Source organism: Aureimonas phyllosphaerae, assembly GCF_047943035.1.
GTDB lineage: Bacteria > Pseudomonadota > Alphaproteobacteria > Rhizobiales > Rhizobiaceae > Aureimonas > Aureimonas phyllosphaerae.
On the sequence record NZ_CP181348.1, the window covers coordinates 753,196 to 771,944 of the forward strand.

At 70.2% G+C, this 18,749-nt stretch carries 16 protein-coding genes; 9 read left to right on the forward strand and 7 right to left on the reverse strand.

Going from position 1 to position 18,749, the window contains the following annotated elements; all coding sequences use genetic code 11:
* Positions 1–25: 25 nt before the first annotated feature.
* Both ACLNGM_RS03420 and ACLNGM_RS03425 read right to left on the reverse strand, forming a co-directional pair.
* Positions 26–1,717: a heparinase II/III domain-containing protein gene (locus tag ACLNGM_RS03420; RefSeq protein WP_416357192.1), complete on the reverse strand. Its 1,692-nt coding sequence runs from the start codon at positions 1,715–1,717 to the stop codon at positions 26–28.
* A gap of 168 nt (positions 1,718–1,885) precedes the next feature.
* Positions 1,886–3,298 (reverse strand): RsmB/NOP family class I SAM-dependent RNA methyltransferase, encoded by a 1,413-nt coding sequence (locus tag ACLNGM_RS03425; protein ID WP_416357193.1) that lies wholly within the window; start codon positions 3,296–3,298, stop codon positions 1,886–1,888.
* A 111-nt stretch (positions 3,299–3,409) separates the two neighbouring features.
* Here ACLNGM_RS03425 and ACLNGM_RS03430 point away from each other — a divergent pair, with 111 nt between their 5' ends.
* Entirely contained in the window at positions 3,410–3,922 is a 513-nt protein-coding gene (locus ACLNGM_RS03430; RefSeq protein WP_416357194.1) for an ankyrin repeat domain-containing protein, read from the forward strand.
* A gap of 193 nt (positions 3,923–4,115) precedes the next feature.
* Here ACLNGM_RS03430 and htpX read toward each other — a convergent pair whose 3' ends face one another.
* Positions 4,116–5,075, reverse strand: a complete 960-nt coding sequence (gene htpX, locus ACLNGM_RS03435) for a zinc metalloprotease HtpX (protein ID WP_416357195.1) — start codon at positions 5,073–5,075, stop codon at positions 4,116–4,118.
* A gap of 161 nt (positions 5,076–5,236) precedes the next feature.
* On the opposite strand from htpX, the gene ACLNGM_RS03440 reads away from it, so the two are divergent.
* The 4 genes from ACLNGM_RS03440 to ACLNGM_RS03455 all read left to right on the forward strand — a co-directional run bounded on the left by ACLNGM_RS03440 (position 5,237) and on the right by ACLNGM_RS03455 (position 7,857).
* Positions 5,237–5,452 carry a DUF1674 domain-containing protein gene (locus ACLNGM_RS03440; RefSeq protein WP_416357196.1) on the forward strand — a complete coding sequence of 72 codons (216 nt, stop codon included), beginning with the start codon at positions 5,237–5,239 and terminating at the stop codon, positions 5,450–5,452.
* Positions 5,453–5,556: 104 nt separating this feature from the next.
* Positions 5,557–6,036 (forward strand): thermonuclease family protein, encoded by a 480-nt coding sequence (locus ACLNGM_RS03445; RefSeq protein WP_416357197.1) that lies wholly within the window; start codon positions 5,557–5,559, stop codon positions 6,034–6,036.
* Between the two features lie 131 nt (positions 6,037–6,167).
* Positions 6,168–6,488, forward strand: coding sequence for a DMT family transporter (locus ACLNGM_RS03450; RefSeq protein ID WP_416358379.1), 321 nt, complete (start codon positions 6,168–6,170; stop codon positions 6,486–6,488).
* A gap of 76 nt (positions 6,489–6,564) precedes the next feature.
* Positions 6,565–7,857, forward strand: a complete 1,293-nt coding sequence (locus tag ACLNGM_RS03455) for a class I SAM-dependent methyltransferase (protein ID WP_416357198.1) — start codon at positions 6,565–6,567, stop codon at positions 7,855–7,857.
* Here the strand turns inward: ACLNGM_RS03455 and ACLNGM_RS03460 are convergent.
* Positions 7,848–8,330 (reverse strand): DUF1003 domain-containing protein, encoded by a 483-nt coding sequence (locus ACLNGM_RS03460; RefSeq protein ID WP_416357199.1) that lies wholly within the window; start codon positions 8,328–8,330, stop codon positions 7,848–7,850. The two genes, ACLNGM_RS03455 and ACLNGM_RS03460, sit on opposite strands and share 10 nt — an antisense overlap.
* 624 nt (positions 8,331–8,954) lie before the next feature.
* Between ACLNGM_RS03460 and ACLNGM_RS03465 the strand changes: the two genes are divergently transcribed.
* Positions 8,955–9,923 (forward strand): HD-GYP domain-containing protein, encoded by a 969-nt coding sequence (locus tag ACLNGM_RS03465; protein ID WP_416357200.1) that lies wholly within the window; start codon positions 8,955–8,957, stop codon positions 9,921–9,923.
* Positions 9,924–9,971: 48 nt separating this feature from the next.
* Here the strand turns inward: ACLNGM_RS03465 and acs are convergent, their stop codons facing one another.
* From acs to ACLNGM_RS03480, 3 genes are all read right to left on the reverse strand, one after another.
* Complete coding sequence (gene acs / locus ACLNGM_RS03470; protein ID WP_416357201.1) at positions 9,972–11,921, reverse strand: acetate--CoA ligase; 1,950 nt, start codon at positions 11,919–11,921, stop codon at positions 9,972–9,974.
* A gap of 118 nt (positions 11,922–12,039) precedes the next feature.
* The gene (locus ACLNGM_RS03475; protein ID WP_416357202.1) at positions 12,040–13,110 is read right to left on the reverse strand and encodes an AI-2E family transporter; all 1,071 of its coding nucleotides are present in this window, start codon (positions 13,108–13,110) and stop codon (positions 12,040–12,042) included.
* Positions 13,111–13,328: 218 nt separating this feature from the next.
* The gene (locus tag ACLNGM_RS03480; protein WP_416357203.1) at positions 13,329–13,997 is read right to left on the reverse strand and encodes a YggS family pyridoxal phosphate-dependent enzyme; all 669 of its coding nucleotides are present in this window, start codon (positions 13,995–13,997) and stop codon (positions 13,329–13,331) included.
* Positions 13,998–14,389: 392 nt separating this feature from the next.
* Between ACLNGM_RS03480 and leuS the strand changes: the two genes are divergently transcribed.
* The 3 genes from leuS to holA are packed head-to-tail and all read left to right on the forward strand — an operon-like array spanning position 14,390 to position 18,609.
* Complete coding sequence (leuS, locus tag ACLNGM_RS03485; protein WP_416357204.1) at positions 14,390–17,002, forward strand: leucine--tRNA ligase; 2,613 nt, start codon at positions 14,390–14,392, stop codon at positions 17,000–17,002.
* A complete protein-coding gene (locus ACLNGM_RS03490) occupies positions 16,989–17,549 on the forward strand; it encodes a hypothetical protein (protein ID WP_416357205.1) in 561 nt (186 codons plus the stop codon). Before leuS ends, ACLNGM_RS03490 begins: the two co-directional genes overlap by 14 nt.
* 13 nt (positions 17,550–17,562) lie before the next feature.
* Positions 17,563–18,609, forward strand: coding sequence for a DNA polymerase III subunit delta (holA, locus tag ACLNGM_RS03495; RefSeq protein ID WP_416357206.1), 1,047 nt, complete (start codon positions 17,563–17,565; stop codon positions 18,607–18,609).
* Positions 18,610–18,749 lie beyond the last annotated feature (140 nt).

Here is an 18,749-nt window from a genome sequence, read left to right on the forward strand (position 1 = left end):
TAGGGCGACATGCCCCCGCGTCGCTTCAGGCCTGCCGTTCGAAGCGCCAGTTGAGGTCGGTGCGGTCGAGGCAGTCGAGCGGCAGGACGATCTGCCGCGTGCGGCGGGGACCTGCGGCATCGGCGAAGAAGATCGATTCTTCCAGCTGCGGCGCGCCGTCGGAGAAGAACCACCAGACCTCCTCGCCGTGGACGAGGCGGAGCCCCTCGCCGGCCGTCTCGACCTCGACGTCGGGATGGAGGTGGAAGCGGAGCGTCCCCATCGGCTCGTCGCAGGCCATGCGGTGGGGGCGGCCGGCGGCCTGGAAGAGGCGGTCGATCCCCTCGATGCGCCGCCCGTCGCGCGACAGGAAGAGCTGGCGCTCGTGCACGAAGCCAAAGGGCTGGCGGTAGCCGTCGTGGGCGGCGGTGAGGACCTGGCCCTCGTGCGATTCCTCGCGGTTCACCGGCACGCGGGTCGGGCCCGGCAGGAGCGGGCCGCCGAGGAAGCGGTCGACGGCCTCGGAGCGCGAGAAGCGCGAGGAGGACTGGTCGTTGAGGGTGAGCGTCGAATGGGCGGCGGTGGTGCGCGACAGGCGGCGCCAGCCGCCCTCGATGCGCACCGGCGCACCGCAGTTGACGACGAAGCGGCGACCGCCGGAGGAGAACTCGAGCGCGAGCGTGCCGGCATGGGCGTCGTGCGAGACGTCGGGGGCGGGCGGCACGCCGGTGTCGGCGAGCATCACGGTGCGGCCGGCGGCGAGGCGATGGTAGCCGGACTGGCGCATCTGGCTGATCGGCTCGCCGAGCGTCTCGTCGTGCGCGAGAAGGGCGGCGGAGAGGTGGTGGTCCGGCGCGCCGGCGCCGTTAAAAAGGGCGAGCGAGCCGTCGCCGTGGCGGAAGAAGCGCAGCGCCGGCAGCATGCGGTCGACCGCGCCGAAGACGGCGCGCGTGGCCGGCACGCCGCGCTCGTCGAACAGCGCGCGCAGCGGCACGAGTTCGGCGAGGATCTGCGAGACCGCGGCGGGGTTTCGCGACACGTGGCCGCCATCGGCATGGACCTGCGCGTCGAGTTCCTCGCCGAGTACCCTCGCCGCCTGACGCACGGCGTTGGCGGCGCCCGGCTGGACGAGCCCGGCAGCGACCAGCGCGATGCGCACGCGCAGCCGCGCCATGCCGGCGGGCGCCGAGCCCGCCATGCGGCGCAGATGGCGCGTCTCGGCGGCAAGGCCCCGTGCGAAGCGTTCGGCGAAGGCGGCGTCGGCGCCCGACAGGATGGTCGGCGCATGGGCGATCCAGGCGAGCACCCGGCCGGCCGCGATCTCGTGCTCGTAGGCGAGCGCGGTGCGCTGGCGGCGGCCGAGGCGCAGCCAGTCGCCGACCAGCGAGCGGGCGTGCTCGCAGGACAGGGCGTCCGCGGCGCGGGCGAAATGGCGCAGCCAGCCGAACCCGTGCAGCTCGGCGCGCCAGGGACGCGCCTCGTCCTTCAGCGCGAAGGGCGAGCGGCCGTTCAGTTCGACGAGCTGACCCGCCAGCCAGACATGGCCGACATAGAAGCCGCGCGCGATTGAGGGATCGCCGCGGCGAAGGTCGTGGAGCGCTGCCGCGGGAAGCTGCGCACCGCCGGCGAACGGCAGAGGGTGGCGCAGGAGGGCGCCGAGGCGCGACAGGGCGCGGCGCGCGATTTCGCGCGCCATCAGGCCGGCCAGGCGAGGCTCGTCGACGAAGCCCGTCGTCATCCGCATTCCCCCGCCCAAAGACGCCCCCGTTGATCCGCGACCCGGTCGGGGCGCGGGATGTTCCGGGGCCAATTTCGGCCAACAGGGTTAACGGAAGCTTAAAGCGCTGCAACCGGAAGGCGGCAGGCTGATGCGGACCTTGCGGGCAAGGCCTTGTTCGTCAACGGATCACGCCCGGCGGCGCAACCTTGCGGCGAAGAACCCGTCGAGGCCGGAGACGTCCGGCGTCCCGCGCGCGAGCATGGCGGGCGTCGTGCGCAGGAAGCCCTCGCCGGTGACGGCGGCCTCGAGGCCGGGCACCTCGTCCGGCCGCACCGGCTCCAGCGCAAATTCCGGATGCTCGGCGAGGAAGGCGCGGGCGACCTCTTCGCCCTCGACCGGATCGAGCGAGCAGTTCGAGAAGACGAGAAGCCCGCCCGGTGCGACGAGGCCGGCCGCCTGGCGCAGCATGCGGGCCTGGACGCCGGCGAGCTTCTCCACCTCCTCGGCGGTCTTGGTCCAGGCGACGTCGGGGTGGCGACGGATCGTGCCGGTTGACGAGCACGGCGCGTCGAGGAGCACGGCGTCGAAGGGCTCGTCCGGCCGGAAGGCGGCAAGGTCGCCGACCTCCGTCTCCGCTTCGAGGCCGAGGCGGGCGAAGTTCTCCTTCAGGCGGCGCAGACGCGAGGCCGAGATGTCGAGCGCGGTGACGCGGGCGCCGGCCGCCGCCAATTGCGCCGTCTTGCCGCCCGGAGCGGCGCAGAGATCCGCGGCCCGGCGACCGCGGAGGTCGCCGAAGAGGCGCGCGGGCAGCGCGGCCGCCGCGTCCTGCACCCACCAGTTGCCGGCCGCAAAGCCCGGCATGTCACCGACGAGCCCTTCGCCGCCGGACAGGCGCACGGTGCCGGTCGGCAGCACCTCGCCGCCGATCTCGGCGGCGACCGCCGCGGGGTCGCGCCGGGCGGTGAAATCGAGCGGCGCCGGCACGCGGTGGATCGCCGCGATCCGTTCCGCCTCCGCCTCGCCATAGGCGGCGGCCCAGCGCTGAAACAGCCAGGCCGGCGTGTCGAGCCGGGAATCGTCGACGGAGGCGAGGAGCGCGTCGCGCTCGCGCGCGATGCGGCGCAGCACGGCGTTCACCAGCTTGGCGAAGCGCTGGGAGCGCGGGTCGGCATCGGCCTGGCTGACGGCGAGATCGACCGCCGCCGCGTCCGGCACGTCGAGGAACAGGATCTGCGCCGCGCCGACATGCAGGATGTGTCGGAGCGAGGCCGCGCCGCCCGGTAGCGGCTTCTCGATGCAGGCCGCGATCACCGCCTCGATCGTGCCGCGACGGCGCAGCGCCACGGTGAGGATCGCCTTCACCAGCGCCTGGTCGCGTGGCTCCAGCGCGCGGAACTCGGGATGCCCGTGGCCGCGGTCGGTCAGTCCGTCGAGCGAGGTGCGCGTGTCGACCACCGCCGCGAGGAGGCGCGCGGCGACGCGCCGGCTGGACAGGCCCGGGCGTTCCGGCGGCTGGGGCCTTGCCGGCCGAAGGGGCTTTCCCGCCTGGGCAGGCTTGGCGGTCTTGAACGGGCGCTTGGGGCTGGGCGGCTTTGTCATCGCCGATGCTATGGGCTGGCCAGGCCGCCGGGGCAAGCCCGCCGCGTGGCCTGGGTTGCGCGCCGTCCTCTCACGCGGCACAGGAGAGGCGACCTCCAAGGAGTCAGAGAGATGGCCGACGCCCCGCCCGACGATGCGACGCTCGCCTTTGCCGCGCGCGTGTTCCAGGCGGCGCGCGACGGGGACACGGGAACGCTCGAGCCGCTTCTCGTCGGCGGCCTGCCCGCAAACCTTGCCAACGACAAGGGCGACACGCTCGTGATGCTGGCGAGCTACCATGGGCAGGCCGAGGCCGTGCGGCTGCTTCTGGCGCACGGCGCCGATCCCGATCGGGCGAACGACCGCGGGCAGACGCCGCTCGCCGGCACCGCCTTCAAGGGCGAGACGGAGGCGGCGCGTGCGCTTCTGGACGGGGGCGCGCGCGTCGATGCGGCGGGGCCCGACGGGCGCACGGCGCTGATGATGGCGGCGATGTTCGATCGCGCCGAGATGGTCGCGCTGCTTCTCGCGCACGGCGCCGACCCGGCGCGGCGCACGCCCGAGGGACTGGATGCGCTCGGCGCCGCCCGGATGATGGGCGCGCGCTCGACGCCGCCGCTTCTCGAGCCGCAGCGCGAGAGCTAGAGCGCGTTCCGACCGGCTCGAACGGTCGTCATCGCCCTATGGACGCCCGCTGCAAGGCGGGGCCTTCGCTCCGCGTCGGCCTCGGTCGTCGGTCACGATGCGCCGGCATCGCTTCTTCCTCGGCTTTGCCGCAACGCGACATCACCGCCATTCCAACCATCCCACCCGGTCGGACAACGCTCTAGCCTCCCCCTCATCCCCAGGGCCCCTTGCGCGGCTTCGCCGTGCGGCCGGCGCGGCTCCAGGGACCCGGGCGAGCCGGCGTGGCGGCGGGTGCCGCCGGGGCGCGGGGCGACATCGTCATCGAGCCCATCTCGCCCGCCATCGCGGCGAGCGCGTCGATGCGGTTCTGCGTGTCGGGATGGGTCGAGAACAGCCCGTCCATGCGCTGACCGTTCAGCGGGTTGATGATGAACATGTGGGCCGTCGCCGGATTGCGCTCGGCGTCGACGTTCACCGTGCGGCCGGCGGCGTTGGCGATCTTGGCGAGCGCGGAGGCGAGCCACATCGGGTTGCCGCAGATTTCGGCGCCGCGGCGGTCGGCCGAATATTCGCGGGTGCGCGAGATCGCCATCTGCACGATCATCGCGGCAAACGGCGCGACGATCATCGCGAGCAGCACGCCGATTCCGCCGAGCGGGTTGTTGTTGTCGCGGCTGCCACTGAAAAAGAAGGCGAAGTTGCCGAGCATCGAGATCGCGCCGGCCAGCGTCGCCGTGACGGTCATCGTCAAGGTGTCGCGGTTCTGGACGTGGGCGAGTTCGTGCGCCATCACCCCGGCGACCTCCTCGGGCGTCAGGCGCTGCAGGAGGCCGGTCGTGGCCGCGACGGCGGCGTTCTGCGGGTTGCGGCCGGTGGCAAAGGCGTTCGGCTGGTCGTTCTCGATGACGTAGACCCGCGGCATCGGCAGGCCGGCGCGCGCGGCGAGTTCGGCGACGATGCGATAGTATTCGGGCGCGCTCAGCCCATCCACTTCCCGCGCGTGGTGCATGCGCAGCACCATCTTGTCGGCGTTCCAGTAGGAGAAGAGGTTCATCGCCGCGGCGATCACGAAGGCGACCGCCATCCCGCGCCCGCCCCCGATGAGGAAGCCGACCCCCATGAAGAGGGCCGTCATCCCGGCGATCAGCATGGCGGTCTTCACGTGGTTCATGGGTCGCGGGCCTCCCGGGGGCGGGACCGGCCGCCGCACTTGCCAAGCGGGGTCCGGTCGCCGATCTGTTGCGAAATCAACTGGGGACCCTCCCCCGCCCGGTCAACGCCGGCGGGGCTGCCGTCCCGCCTCGATCCGATCCCGTTGCCGTGAGCCCGACCATGTCCGACATCTCAGCTCCCACCCCGGCGCCCGAGCCTTCGCCGAGGCGCCGCGAGGACCTGCCGCCCGCTGCCCGCCGCGCGCTGGAGGAGGCCGAGGCGCGCCGCGCCGCCGAGGAGAAGGCGCGCCGACCGGAGGAGGTGAACGGGCGCGGCGGCGCCGAGCCGACGCGCTTCGGCGACTGGGAAAAGAACGGCATCATCTCCGACTTTTGAATGTTGTAGGATAGAGGTCCTGCGCGGACGTCGAACCGCGCCGGGAACATTCGAGAAGCAGGCCGGTTATGGGAATTTAACCCTAGCCGTGCCAGACTGGATCGATGAGACTCGCCCTCCCCCTGCTTCTCGCCCTGTCGGGCATCTCGCCGAGCCTTGCGCAGGAGCTTCCGCGCGAGGTCGGCGGCCCGGTGCTCGCGCATGTGATGAAGGTGCGCGACGGCGACACGATCGAGGTCGAGGCGCTGATCTGGCCGATGCAGACGGTGCAGGTCGCCGTGCGCCTGCGCGGCGTCGACGCGCCGGAGCTGAAGGGCGCTTGCGCGGCCGAGACGGCGGCGGCCCGCGACGCGCGCGACCGCCTCGCCGCCCTCGTCGGCAAGGGGCCGGTCTGGCTGACGCGGGTCTCGGGCGACAAGTATTTCGGACGCGTGCTCGCCGACGTCGCGACCTCGGGCGAGAGCGACCTCGGCGCCCGGTTGCTGCGCGAAGGCCTCGTCGATGCCTATGACGGCGGACGCCGCCGCGACTGGTGCGCGACGGTCGGCGCGCGGCGCGAGGGCGCGGGCGCCGGGCGCGGCTGACGGGTCTCGCATGCCTTGAACCCGGCGGCCCCGGTCCCATCTGCAGGACCGGGGCAGCGGACGACCGCGCCCCGGCGCATCGAGCGCCCTTCCTTTCGGGACGACCCGGTTCGCACAACGCGGGACACATGATGCCCTGGGTCTATCTGGTCGTCGCCGGCCTTCTCGAAATCGGCTGGGCGTCGGCAATGAAGCAGTCGGCCGGCTTCTCCAGGCTCGTGCCGACCGTCCTCACCATCGTGTTGATGCTCGGCAGCTTCGGGCTTCTCGCCGCCGCCATGCGCACCCTGCCGCTCGGCACGGCCTATGCCGTGTGGACCGGCATCGGCGCGCTCGGCGCGTTTCTCGTCGGTCTCGTCTGGTTCGGCGACAGCGCCCATCCGATGCGCCTTCTGGCCGCCGCGCTGATCCTGTCCGGCATCGTCCTGATGAAGGCGGCGCCCTCGTCCTGAAACCGGCGATGGCGGGTGGCAGGGCGACGGCCGGCGGTCTAGAAGGGTTTCACGTGAAACGCAGACGCTGGTGCGCATGACCCCCTCCCCTGCCCCCTCCGCTGACGAGGCGCGCGTCGCCGCCGCGATCGACGACCTCGTGCGCACGCTCGATCCCGGCTTTCCCGTCGTCCTGTGGACCGGCGAGCGGATCGGCGCGCCGGACGGGCCGGCGCTTCTCGTGCGCCGAGCCGACGCGGTCGCGCGCCTCGCCTTCAGCCCGCGCGTCGAGACGCTGCTCGGCTTCTGGATGGACGGGACGATCGACGTGGTCGGCGGCTCGTTCCTGGATCTTGCCGGACAACGCGGCGCGAGAGCCAAGGCGAAGGGCGCCTGGAAGAAGCTCGACAAGCGCCGGCTCGTCACGCTCCTTCCCTCGCTCTGGCGGCTGCGCAAGTCCGGCCCGGCCGCGACCGCGGAAGCCGGCGCGGATGCCGGCGCCAGCGGCTCCACCAAGCAGGCGATCCAGTACCACTACGACGTCTCGAACCGCTTCTACGAGCTCTTCCTCGACCGGCGCATGGTCTACTCCTGCGCCTATTTCGATGGCTGGCACGACGACATCGACAAGGCGCAGGAAGACAAGCTGGAGATGATCTGCCGCAAGCTGCGGCTCCAGCCCGGCGAGCGCTTCCTCGACATCGGCTGCGGCTGGGGGGCGCTCCTGATCCACGCCGCCTCGCGCCATGGCGTGACGGGGCACGGCGTCACCCTGTCCAAGGCCCAGTTCGATCTGGCCACGCGCCGCGTGCGCGAGGCGGGGCTGGAGGACCGGATCACGATCGAGCTGAAGCCCTACCAGGAGCTGACCGGCACGTTCGACAAGATCGCCTCGATCGGCATGTTCGAGCATGTCGGCTTCCGGAACCACGACGCCTATTTCGGCGCCGTGCGCAAGCTCCTGCGCCCGCGCGGGCTCTACCTGCACCACACGATCGCCCGGCCCGCCAAGCGGGACCTGAAGACCTTCCACAAGGGCTCGCGCGAGTATCGCGCCATCACCCGATTCATCTTCCCGGGCGGCGAGCTCGACTATATCGGCCACTCGCTGCAGAAGCTCGAGGCGCACCGCTTCGAGGTGCACGACGTCGAGAACTGGCGCGAGCACTACGGGCGCACGTGCCGGATCTGGGCGGAGCGGCTGGAGGCGAACTTCGAGGCCGCGGCCGCGGAAGCGGGCGCACCCGTCACCCGCCTCTGGCTTCTCTATCTCGCCGGCTGCGCCCTCGCCTTCGAGCGCGGCACGGTGATGATCAACCAGACCCTCGTCTCGAAACGCGACAAGGGTCCGTCGGGCCTGCCCCCGACGCGGGCCGACCTCTACGCCTGAAGGCGGGCCTTCGCTGCGGGCTCCTCGCCCGTCGCCCCGACGGCCGCCATCAGGAGGCGCATGTCCTCGCGCATGGCGGACAGCTCGTCCGAGAGAGCCAGGATCTGCGCCTCGGCGCGGATGTTGGTCTCGTAGTCGAGCCGTGCCTCGAGACGGTCCTTCGCCGCCTGCCGGTTCTGGCTCATCATGATGATCGGCGCCTGGAGCGCCGCCAGCATCGAGAGCATCAGGTTCAGGAAGATGAAGGGAAACGGATCGAAGGCGCTGGCCGCCAGGATCACGGTGTTGAGCACCGCCCAGGCGACGAGGAACACCGCGAAGCCGATGATGAAGCTCCACGAGCCGCCGACGGCAGCGACGCGGTCGGCAAGGCGCTCCCCGAAGGTCATGCCTTCGGCGAACACCTCGTGGGGATCACGGGTGGCGGTGGTCCGGCGCAGACGGCCGGCGACGTAACGGATTGCCGCGTTCATGGGCTCACCTTTGGGACGACCGGCCGCTTGTCGCGGACGTCGCCCGGTGAGCCGACGGATCAGCTCCGGCGCGACCGCGAAAGCGGCTCGGTCGATCGACTGAGATCGTTGCTGGACATGATCCTCTCGGGATCGGCTGATGACTGGGATGAACCTCTAGGGCTCGATGGGGATATGCGCCTCGGGGGTGTCTTGGTCAAGTCCCCGTGATGGCGGTGGAAACCGTCTCCGATGCAGGCCTGCCATGCGCGAGCGGCGGGTCGGACGGGCATGGAAAAAGACCGCTCTCCGGGGAGAGCGGCCTTTCCGTGATCAAAGCCACGCCGGCAGGTCCGATGCGGACCCTGAGGCAGGGCGCATCAGATTGTCAGATGCGAGAAGAAGGCTGCCCCTTCACCATCGTCGTATCCATGGACCCGGCCGGCATAGGAAAACCACTCGACATCGGATCACCTCCTTTCGCTTCGTTGAACATGATCAGAGTATGGGATCGGTCGGGGGAACGCGCAAGGGGCGCCTGTCGCCGAATCTTTCAAGCGACGATCGGTCGAGCCGCAAGAAAATCGCAAACCACCCTTTAAACCTTCCCCGGTCAATGTACCCTTCAGTCAGGGGGACTTTTGGATGCTGTTGCGGATCGACCGGCGTCAGGCAAGGATCGGCATGTTCGTCGACCATGTCGAGGGCGCCTGGATCGACGTGCCGATCTGGTTCCGCAGCCATCGCATCGACGACGACGCGGCGGTGGCCCGCATCCGCGACAGCCGCATCTCGGCCGTCGTGATCGATCTCGACAAGGGCGTCGGCCCGACGCAGGGCCCGGTCGCACCTCTTGCGCCCCCGAAGGTTGCGGCCGCCGCCTCGACGGCCCCGGACCCCGAGATGGCGAAGGCCAAGGAGACGCTGCGCCGGACCCATTCGGCGATGCGCCAGATCTTCGCCGCGATCCGCGACGGGGCCTCGATCGATCCCGGCCAGGCGAGAGCCGTGGTGGACGAGGTCGCGGTCGCGATGCGCCATCGCCCCCGTGCGCTTCTCGGCATCACGCGCCTGAAGTCCAAGGACGAGTACAGCTTTCTTCATTCCGTCGCGGTCTGCGCCTTGATGACGCATTTCGGGCGCTTCCTGCACCTCGACGAGGACATGGTGCAGCAGCTGGGGCTCGCCGGCCTCCTCCACGACATCGGCAAGGTGACGCTGCCGAGCGAGATTCTCGGCAAGCCCGGCTCGCTCAGCGAGGAGGAAATCGAGATCGTGCGGACCCATCCGGTCGAAGGCTTCCGGATCCTGCAGAGCCAGGACGTGTCGGACATGGTGCGGGACGTCTGCCTCCATCACCACGAGCGGATCGACGGTCGCGGCTATCCCGACGGGCTGCAGGGCGACCAGCTGTCCCAGGCGGTGCGCATCGCCGCGATCTGCGACGTCTACGACGCCGTCACCTCGGTCCGTCCCTACAAGGAGGCCTGGTCGGCCAAGACCGCCTACCGCCGGATGTGGGAATGGGACGGCCATTTCGACCGCGTGCTGCTCGGCCAGTTCTTCGTCAGCATCGGCGTGACCGGGGAAACCGCCCGCCGGCCGGACCCTTGAACCGGGGCGCCCTTCGCATTCGGGCGGCGCCCCGGTCCCTCAAGGCCGTCAGCCCTTGCGGTTCTCGCGGTTCTCGATCAGGTCGTCGACGACGCCGGGATCGGCCAGCGTCGAGGTGTCGCCGAGGGCTCCGAACTCGTCCTCGGCGATCTTGCGCAGGATGCGGCGCATGATTTTCCCTGAGCGCGTCTTCGGCAGGCCCGGCGCCCACTGGATCTTGTCGGGCGAGGCGATCGGGCCGATCTCGTTGCGGACGTGGGCGACGAGCTCCTTTTTCAACTCGTCCGACGGCGTCACACCCTCCATCAGGGTGACATAGCAGTAGATCCCCTGCCCCTTCACGTCGTGCGGGTAGCCGACGACGGCGGCTTCCGAGACCTTCGGATGCGAGACGAGGGCGGATTCCACCTCGGCCGTGCCCATGCGGTGGCCCGACACGTTGATGACGTCGTCGACGCGGCCCGTGATCCACCAGTAGCCGTCCGCGTCGCGGCGCGCGCCGTCGCCGGTGAAGTACTTGCCGGGATAGGTCGAGAAATAGGTCTGCTCGAAGCGCTCGTGGTCGCCGTAGACCGTGCGCATCTGGCCGGGCCATGAATCGGCGATGCACAGATTGCCGTCGGCCGCGCCCTCCAGCACCTTGCCCTCGGCATCGACGAGTTCGGGCCGGACGCCGAAGAAGGGCTTGGTCGCGGAGCCGGGCTTCAGCGCCACGGCGCCCGGCAGCGGCGAGATCAGGATGCCGCCGGTCTCGGTCTGCCACCAGGTGTCGACGATCGCGCAGCGCTCCTCGCCAACGACCGTATAGTACCAGTTCCAGGCCTCCGGGTTGATCGGCTCGCCGACCGAGCCGAGGAGGCGGATGGACTGGCGCGAGGACCTGGTGACGAACTCGTCGCCCGCGCCCATCAGCGCCCGGATCGCCGTCGGCGCGGTGTAGAAGATGTTGACCTTGTGCTTGTCGACGACCTGCCACATGCGGCCGGCATCGGGGTAGTTCGGCACGCCCTCGAACATCAGCGTCGTCGCGCCGTTGGCGAGCGGCCCGTAGACCGTGTAGCTGTGGCCGGTCACCCAGCCCACATCCGCGGTGCACCAGAATACCTCGCCCGGCCGGTAGTCGAAGACGTACTGGTGCGTCATCGAGGCCCAGACGAGATAGCCGCCGGTCGTGTGCAGGACGCCCTTCGGCTTGCCGGTCGAGCCCGACGTGTAGAGGATGAACAGCGGGTCCTCGGCGCTCATCTCGGCGGGCGGGCAGTCGGCCGAAACCTTGTCGCGCTCCTCGTGCCACCAGAGGTCGCGGCCGCCCTCCATCGCGACGTCCGCCCCGGTGCGGCGCACCACCAGCACCTTCTCGACCGTGTGGCCGGCCTTGGCGGCGATGCCGAGCGCCTTGTCGGCATTGGCCTTCAGCGGCACCTTGCGGCCCGCACGAAGGCCCTCGTCGGCGGTGACCAGCACCTTGGAGGAGGAGTCTTCCATGCGCCCGCCGAGCGCATCAGGCGAGAAGCCGCCGAAGACCACGGAATGGATCGCGCCGAGCCGGGCGCAGGCGAGCATCGTCACCGCCGCTTCCGGGATCATCGGCAGGTAGATCGAGACGCGATCGCCCTTTTCGACGCCCATGCCCTTGAGGACGTTGGCCATGCGGCAGACGTCGGCGTGAAGCTCGCGGTAGGTGATGTGGCGGGCGTCTTTGGGATCGTCGCCTTCCCAGATGATCGCCGTCTGGTCGCCGCGGGTCTCGAGGTGCCGGTCGAGGCAGTTGGCGGAGAGATTGAGCGTGCCGTCCTCGAACCACCGGATCGAGACGGCACCGGGCTCGAACGAGGTGTTCTTGACCATCGTGTAGGGCTTGATCCAGTCGAGCCGTGCCCCGTGCTCGCGCCAGAAGCCGTCCGGGTCGGAGACGCTGCGTGCATACCAGGCCTCGTAGTCGGCCTCGGTGATCTGCGTGCCCGCCTTCCAGGCGTCCTTCACGGCGATGGTGGTCATGTCAAAGGTCTCCCTCCTCTCGGCACCTCTTCGTGCCGGCGCCGCTCCCGACGGCGCGGAGGTGAACCTAGAACGGGTCGCGCGCCGAGAAAACCGCCGCGCGTCAGAAAAGCCGCCCTCAGCGCCCGTCCTCGGCTTCCACCGGACCGCCGAGAACGTCGCGGACGTAGAGTTCCTGCACCAGCGTCATCAGGACGGCGACCACCGGCACGGCGAGCACGAAACCGAGAAGGCCGAACAGGAGGCCGAAGATCACCTGCGCCGACATGGTGAGCGCGGGCGGCAGCGCGGTCGTGTAGCGCTGGGCGATCGGCTGGGCGATGTTGCTCTCGATGCCCTGCAGGACGACGTAGAGGCCGAGCGCCCAGAGCGCCATGTCGACACCCTGCGCCAGCGCCGCCAGCACGATGATGACGCCGGCGACGAAGGCGCCGAGCGTCGGGATGAAGGCGAGGAGCCCGGCCTGCAATGCCAGGAGGAAGGCGTTGTTGACGCCGATCGCCCAGAGGCCCGCCCAGGACACCGAGAAGATCAGCGCCATCGAGACGGCGTCGCCCGCCACCCACATCAGGAGCGAGTGGGCGCTGCGGTCGAGCACCTCGCCGATGCGCGCGCGCTTTTCCTTCGGGAACAGCGAAACCAGCCCGTTTCGGTAGAGGCTCGGCTGCCACGACACGAAGATCGCCAGGAACAGGACGATGAAGAAGTTGCCGAGGCCCCCCAGTGCCCCGAACAGCGCCCGGCCGGCCGAGGACACGACACCGGACGGGTCGGGCAGGAGCGACTGGAGGTCGCCGGACGTGATCTCCTTCTCGACCGGCAGGCCGAGCGCGCTCAGCTGGCTCATCAGCTGGTCGGCCTGATCGCGCACGCCGGCCAGGAGATCGTTGAACTGCTGCACGATCGTCACTCCGCCCCAGGCGACGGGGGCGATGATGAGGGCGAAGGTCAGGAGATAGACGAGGCCGAGCGCCACCATGCGCGGCAGCCCGAGCCGCTGCAGGAGCCGCGCGAGGCCGCAGAAGATCGCGGCGATCAGGAGCCCCGCGAAGATCAGGAAGAAGGCCGACGCCGCAAAGGCGAAGACGACGACGAGAAGCAGCATCCCGAGGACGATCGCCGCCATGGTGACCGTGCGGTAGGCGAGGCGCGGGGGGACGGAGGCCGGGTGGGGTGCAAGCTCGCTCAAGGCGGGGATCCAATGCTGCAAGGGCGCGCCGGCTCGAAGGGCCGGCCCGCCAGGCCTCGCCGGGTCATCGTCCCGGAGGCTGGACGGCAGGATATAAGGCGCATGGCACCCACGGGAACCGACGCCCGCCCGCGTGGATCGCACGGGACCCCCGCAGGTTCGTCCTGCCCTACAGCCTCGAGGGTGACGGCGATGCCGCCTCCCCTGCCCCGCCGCCGCTAGCCGCGCGAGCCGAAGATCGCCGAGCCGACGCGAACGCTCGTCGCCCCGAACGGGATCGCGCGCTCGAAGTCGCCCGACATGCCCATGGACAGCTTCTCGACCCCGGCCTCGCCGGCGAGCTTCTGGAGAAGCGCGAAATAGGGACCGGGATGCTCGTCCACCGGGGGAATGCACATCAGGCCCTCGATCGCGAGGCCGAACTCGTCGCGGCACCGGCGCACGAAATCGACGGCCTCGCGCGGCGGGACGCCCGCCTTCTGTTCCTCCTCGCCGATGTCGACCTGGACGTAGAGCCGCGGCGTGCGGCCCTGGCGCGCGATCTCCTTGGCGATCTCGCGGGCGATCTTCTCGCGGTCCACCGTCTCGATCACGTCGAAGAGCGCCACTGCCTCGGCGGTCTTGTTGGACTGGAGGGGCCCGATGAGGTGCAGCTCGACGCCCGCGAATTCCTCGCGCAGCGCCGGCCATTTGCCGGCCGCCTCCTGCACCCGGTTCTCGCCGAAGACGCGCTGGCCGGTCTGGAGGACGGGCCGGATCGCATCGGCATCGAAGGTCTTGGATACGGCGACGAGCTCGACCGAGCCCGGCGCGCGACCCGCCTCGTCCTCGGCCGTGCGGATGCGGGCCTTGATATCCTGGAGGCGGGAGGCGGCGGTGTCGCTCATGGCATTCCTTGAAGGCACGGGGGTTTCCGGCTATTTTGAGGAGTGGGTGCCGGAGCGGCTAACTCCGACACCCGTCGCCTTAGATGAAGAGTTGGACCCGGAGGATGACTTGCCAGCCTCTCCGGGTCCTTTTCACCTCAAGCGTGACGCTTAGCGGAATCATCCACATCGCTTCACTCCTTCGGACGGCAAAGCCGATGCCTCGGCCGCGGTGGCTCATCCTCCGCGGCGGCGCGGGCTGGCGTCGCGCGTCTGCTTCTGCCGTCCGATCCGCCTTTATGCGGCGCGGCCCCAAGCTTGTGAAGGCGGGCATAAGTCAATATTGACTGTGGCTCCCGGCGCTTCGCGCGCCCCCGCCCGCCCGCATCCTTGCCGTGAGAATTCCGTCCGCGATGGCCATCGAACGTTACAATCCCCGCGCCTCCGAACCCCGCTGGCAGGCGGCCTGGAACGAGGCCAAGCTGTTCGAGACGGACACGGACGCCGACGGCGAGGCCTACTACGTCCTCGAGATGTTCCCCTACCCGTCCGGGCGCATCCACATGGGCCACGTGCGCAACTACGCGATGGGCGATGTCGTGGCCCGCTACAAGCGCGCCATGGGCTACAACGTCCTCCACCCGATGGGCTGGGACGCGTTCGGCATGCCGGCCGAGAACGCGGCGATGCAGAACAAGGTGCACCCGCGCGACTGGACCTACCAGAACATCGCGACCATGCGCGGACAGCTCAAGTCGATGGGCCTGTCGCTCGACTGGTCGAGAGAGTTCGCGACCTGCGACGTCGAGTACTATCACCGCCAGCAAATGCTCTTCCTCGACATGCTGGACAAGGGCCTCGCCTATCGCCGCAAGTCCAAGGTCAACTGGGACCCGGTCGACAACACCGTGCTCGCCAACGAGCAGGTGATCGACGGGCGCGGCTGGCGCTCGGGCGCGGAAGTCGAGCAGCGCGAGCTGACGCAGTGGTTCTTCCGCATCACCCACTACGCCGACGACCTCCTCAAGGCGCTGGACGACCTGCCCGGCTGGCCGGAGAAGGTGCGCCTCATGCAGCGCAACTGGATCGGCAAGTCGGAAGGGCTGTCGCTGCGCTGGGCTCTGGCCGAGCCTGCGGGCGAGATCCACGAGGTCGAGGTCTTTACCACGCGGCCCGACACCTTGTTCGGCGCGAGCTTCCTCGCGATCGCGGCCGACCATCCGCTCGCCCGTTCCGCCGCCGAAACGAACCCGGAGCTGGCCGCCTTCGTCGACGAGCTGAAGCGCGGCGGCACCTCGGCAGCCGAGATCGAGACGGCGGAAAAGCGCGGCATGGACACGGGGCTTCGCGCCGTCCACCCGCTCGACCCGAACTGGACCGTGCCGGTCTATGTCGCCAACTTCGTCCTGATGGACTACGGCACGGGCGCCATCTTCGGCTGCCCGGCGCACGACCAGCGCGACCTCGACTTCGCCCGCAAGTACGGACTGCCGGTCACCCCCGTCGTCCTGCCCGAGGGCACGGACGCCGCCGACTTCTCCGTCGCAGACACCGCGCACGACGGCGAAGGGCGCCTGTTCAATTCCCGCTTCCTCGACGGCATGATGCCGGACGAGGGCTTCGAGGCGGTATCGGCGCGGCTCACCGCCGAGACGCTCGGCAACCGGCCGGTGGCGGAGCGGCGCGTCAACTTCCGCCTTCGCGACTGGGGCGTCTCGCGCCAGCGCTACTGGGGCTGCCCGATCCCGGTGCTCCATTGCGAGAGCTGCGGCACGGTGCCGGAGCGCCGCGAGAACCTGCCGGTCCGCCTGCCCGACGACATCGACTTCGACAAGCCCGGCAACCCGCTCGACCGCCATCCGACCTGGCGCCACGCCACCTGCCCTCAGTGCGGCGGCGAGGCGCTGCGCGAGACCGACACGATGGACACGTTCGTCGACAGTTCCTGGTACTTCGCGCGCTTCACTTCACCCCGCGCCGACGAGCCGACCGTGCCGGCGGTCGCCGACAGGTGGCTGCCGGTCGACCAGTATATCGGCGGCATCGAGCACGCGATCCTGCACCTCCTCTACTCCCGCTTCTTCACGCGGGCGATGCGCGCGACCGGCCATCTGAACCTCGACGAGCCGTTCCGGGGCCTGTTCACGCAAGGCATGGTGGTCCACGAGACCTACCGCGACGGGCGCGAATGGGTGCCGCCCGCCGACGTCGCGATCGAGGAGAGCGACGGCACGCGCACCGCGCGGCGCCTTTCCACCGGCGCACCGATCGAGATCGGCGGCATCGAGAAGATGTCGAAGTCGAAGAAGAACGTCGTCGACCCCGACGACATCATCGGCTCGCTCGGCGCCGACACCGCGCGCTGGTTCATGCTGTCGGACTCGCCGCCGGAGCGCGACGTCATCTGGACGGAAGCCGGCGCCGAGGGCGCGCACCGCTTCGTGCAGCGCGTCTGGCGTCTCGTCGCCGAGACCGCCGAGGTGCTGAACGGTCTCGGCACGGGCCTTGGCGAGACGAGCGCCGCGGCGACCGCCGTGCGCCGCGCCGCCCATCGCACGGCGGCGGGCGTCGGCGACGACATCGAGCGCCTCGCCTTCAACAAGGCCGTCGCGCGGCTCTACGAACTCGTCAACTCGCTCTCGTCCGCCCTGCAGGAAGCGGCCCTGCGGGAGGATGCGAGCCTGCGCGAGGCGGCCCGCGAGAGCCTCTCGATCCTCGTGCGCCTCGTCGCGCCGATGATGCCGCATCTGGCCGAGGAATGCTGGCGGGCGCTCGGCCAAAAGGGTTTGTGCGCCGCCGCGCCCTGGCCGAAGGCCGATCCCTCGCTTCTCGTGCAGGACGAGATCACCCTGCCCGTCCAGATCAACGGCAAGAAGCGCGGCGACATCACCGTCTCCGCCAAGGCCGGAAAGGACGAGGTGGAAGCCGCCGTCCTAGCCCTGCCCTTCGTCGCCGAGGCGCTGGGCGGCGCCGCCCCGAAGCGCCTCGTCGTGGTTCCCGGAAGGATCGTCAATGTCGTCGCCTAAACGCCTCGCTTTTGTCGTTGCCGCCCTGGCCCTGTCGGGCTGCACCTCCGGTCCGCTCTACGGCACGACCGCGGTCGATCCGGCGACCGGCGCGCGCTCCTCGGTCCTGACCGACCTTCGCGGCCGCATCGCGCTGGCGCCGGCCTCGACGCGCACGGCGCAGGTCTTTCGCAACGCCATGCTCTACAAGCTGAACGGCGCGACGCCGGTCTCGGCGCCGCTCTACGAGCTGCGCTACACCACCTCGGCCACCGACCAGGTCTCGGCGGTCGAGGCCGGCACGGGTACGCCGAGCGCCGCGCTCTACCGGATGACGGTGAACTACGAGCTCGTGCGCACCGCCGACGTCAAGGTGCTCACCACCGGCCAGCGCTTCGCCATGGTGCCGTACGATCGCACCAACCAGCTCTTCGCCGCCAGCCGCGCGGTGATCGACGCGCGCGATCAGGCGGGCGAGGCGGTGGCCGAGCGGATCCTCGGCGCCATCGCGCCGGTGCTCCAGCGCGAGGTCTTCACCGACGAGCCGGCGATCACGGCGAAGAACTGACGGGGACGGGGGCTTGGCGCAGAAGAAGGCGCACGAGGTCGACGCCTTCCTGTCGCGACCCGACACCTCGTTTCCCGTTCTCCTCCTCTACGGGCCTGACCCCGGCCTTGTGTCGGAGCGGGCCGAGACGGTGGTGAAGCACTCCGGCGTGCCCGCGAACGACCCTTTCTCGCATGTCGTCCTGCAGGCCGACGACCTCGAACGCGACATCGGTCGCCTGTTCGACGAAGCGCGTACGGTCTCGCTCTTTGGCGGTCGCCGTCTCCTGCGGATCAAGGGCGCGGGCAACGGCCGGAACCTTGCCGACGCGGTGGCCGACCTTGCCGCCGATCCGCCGGCCGACTGCACCATCCTAATCGAGGCGGGAGACCTCAAGAAGAGCGCGCCCCTGCGCACGCAGGTCGAGCGCGGCCGCGCCGCCATGGCGCTGCCCTGCTACCAGGACGAGGACAAGGCGCTCGACCGAATGATCGACGAGGAGCTGGCGGCAGCCAACCTGTCGATGGACCGCGCGACGCGCGAGATGCTGCGCGCCCGGCTCGGCGCCGACCGGCTGGCCTCGCGCGGCGAGGTGCGAAAGCTCTGCCTCTATGCCCTCGGCAAGGGACAGATCCACGAGGAGGACATCGAGGCGATCGTCGGCGATGTGTCGGCGGAGACCGTCGACGAAGCGGTGGATGCGGCGGCCAGCGGCGAGGTCCGGCGGCTGCCCGAACTCATCGGGCGCCTTGTCTCGTCGGGCACCTCGACCTTCCAGCTGCACGGCGCGCTCCTGCGCTTCTTCCAGGGGCTGCAGGTGATGCGCGGCGAGGTGGAGACGAAGGGTACCCCGGTCTCGGTCGTGGTGGAACGTCGCCGCCCGCATTTTCGCCGCCGCCCCGCGATGGAGGCCGCGCTCGGCGCCTGGGACGGATCGGGGATCGCCGCCGTCCTCCGTCGTCTCGAGCACGACATCCTCCTGTCGCGACGCGAGGGCGCGCTTGCGGTCACCATCATGCGGCGTAGCCTGATCGAGATCGGCGTCGAAGCCGCGCGGCGTCGCGCCCGCGCGCGCCGCTGAGAGGCTCTCGGCGGTTCATCGGCCGATCGAAGTGCGTTTACGCGCAAAAGATTTCATCGGACTGCAAATCCGGCAACCTCTCCCTCGCCGAATATGCTCTAACAGGCGGACGGACGGGCCGGGAGGATCGGCTTGGCACG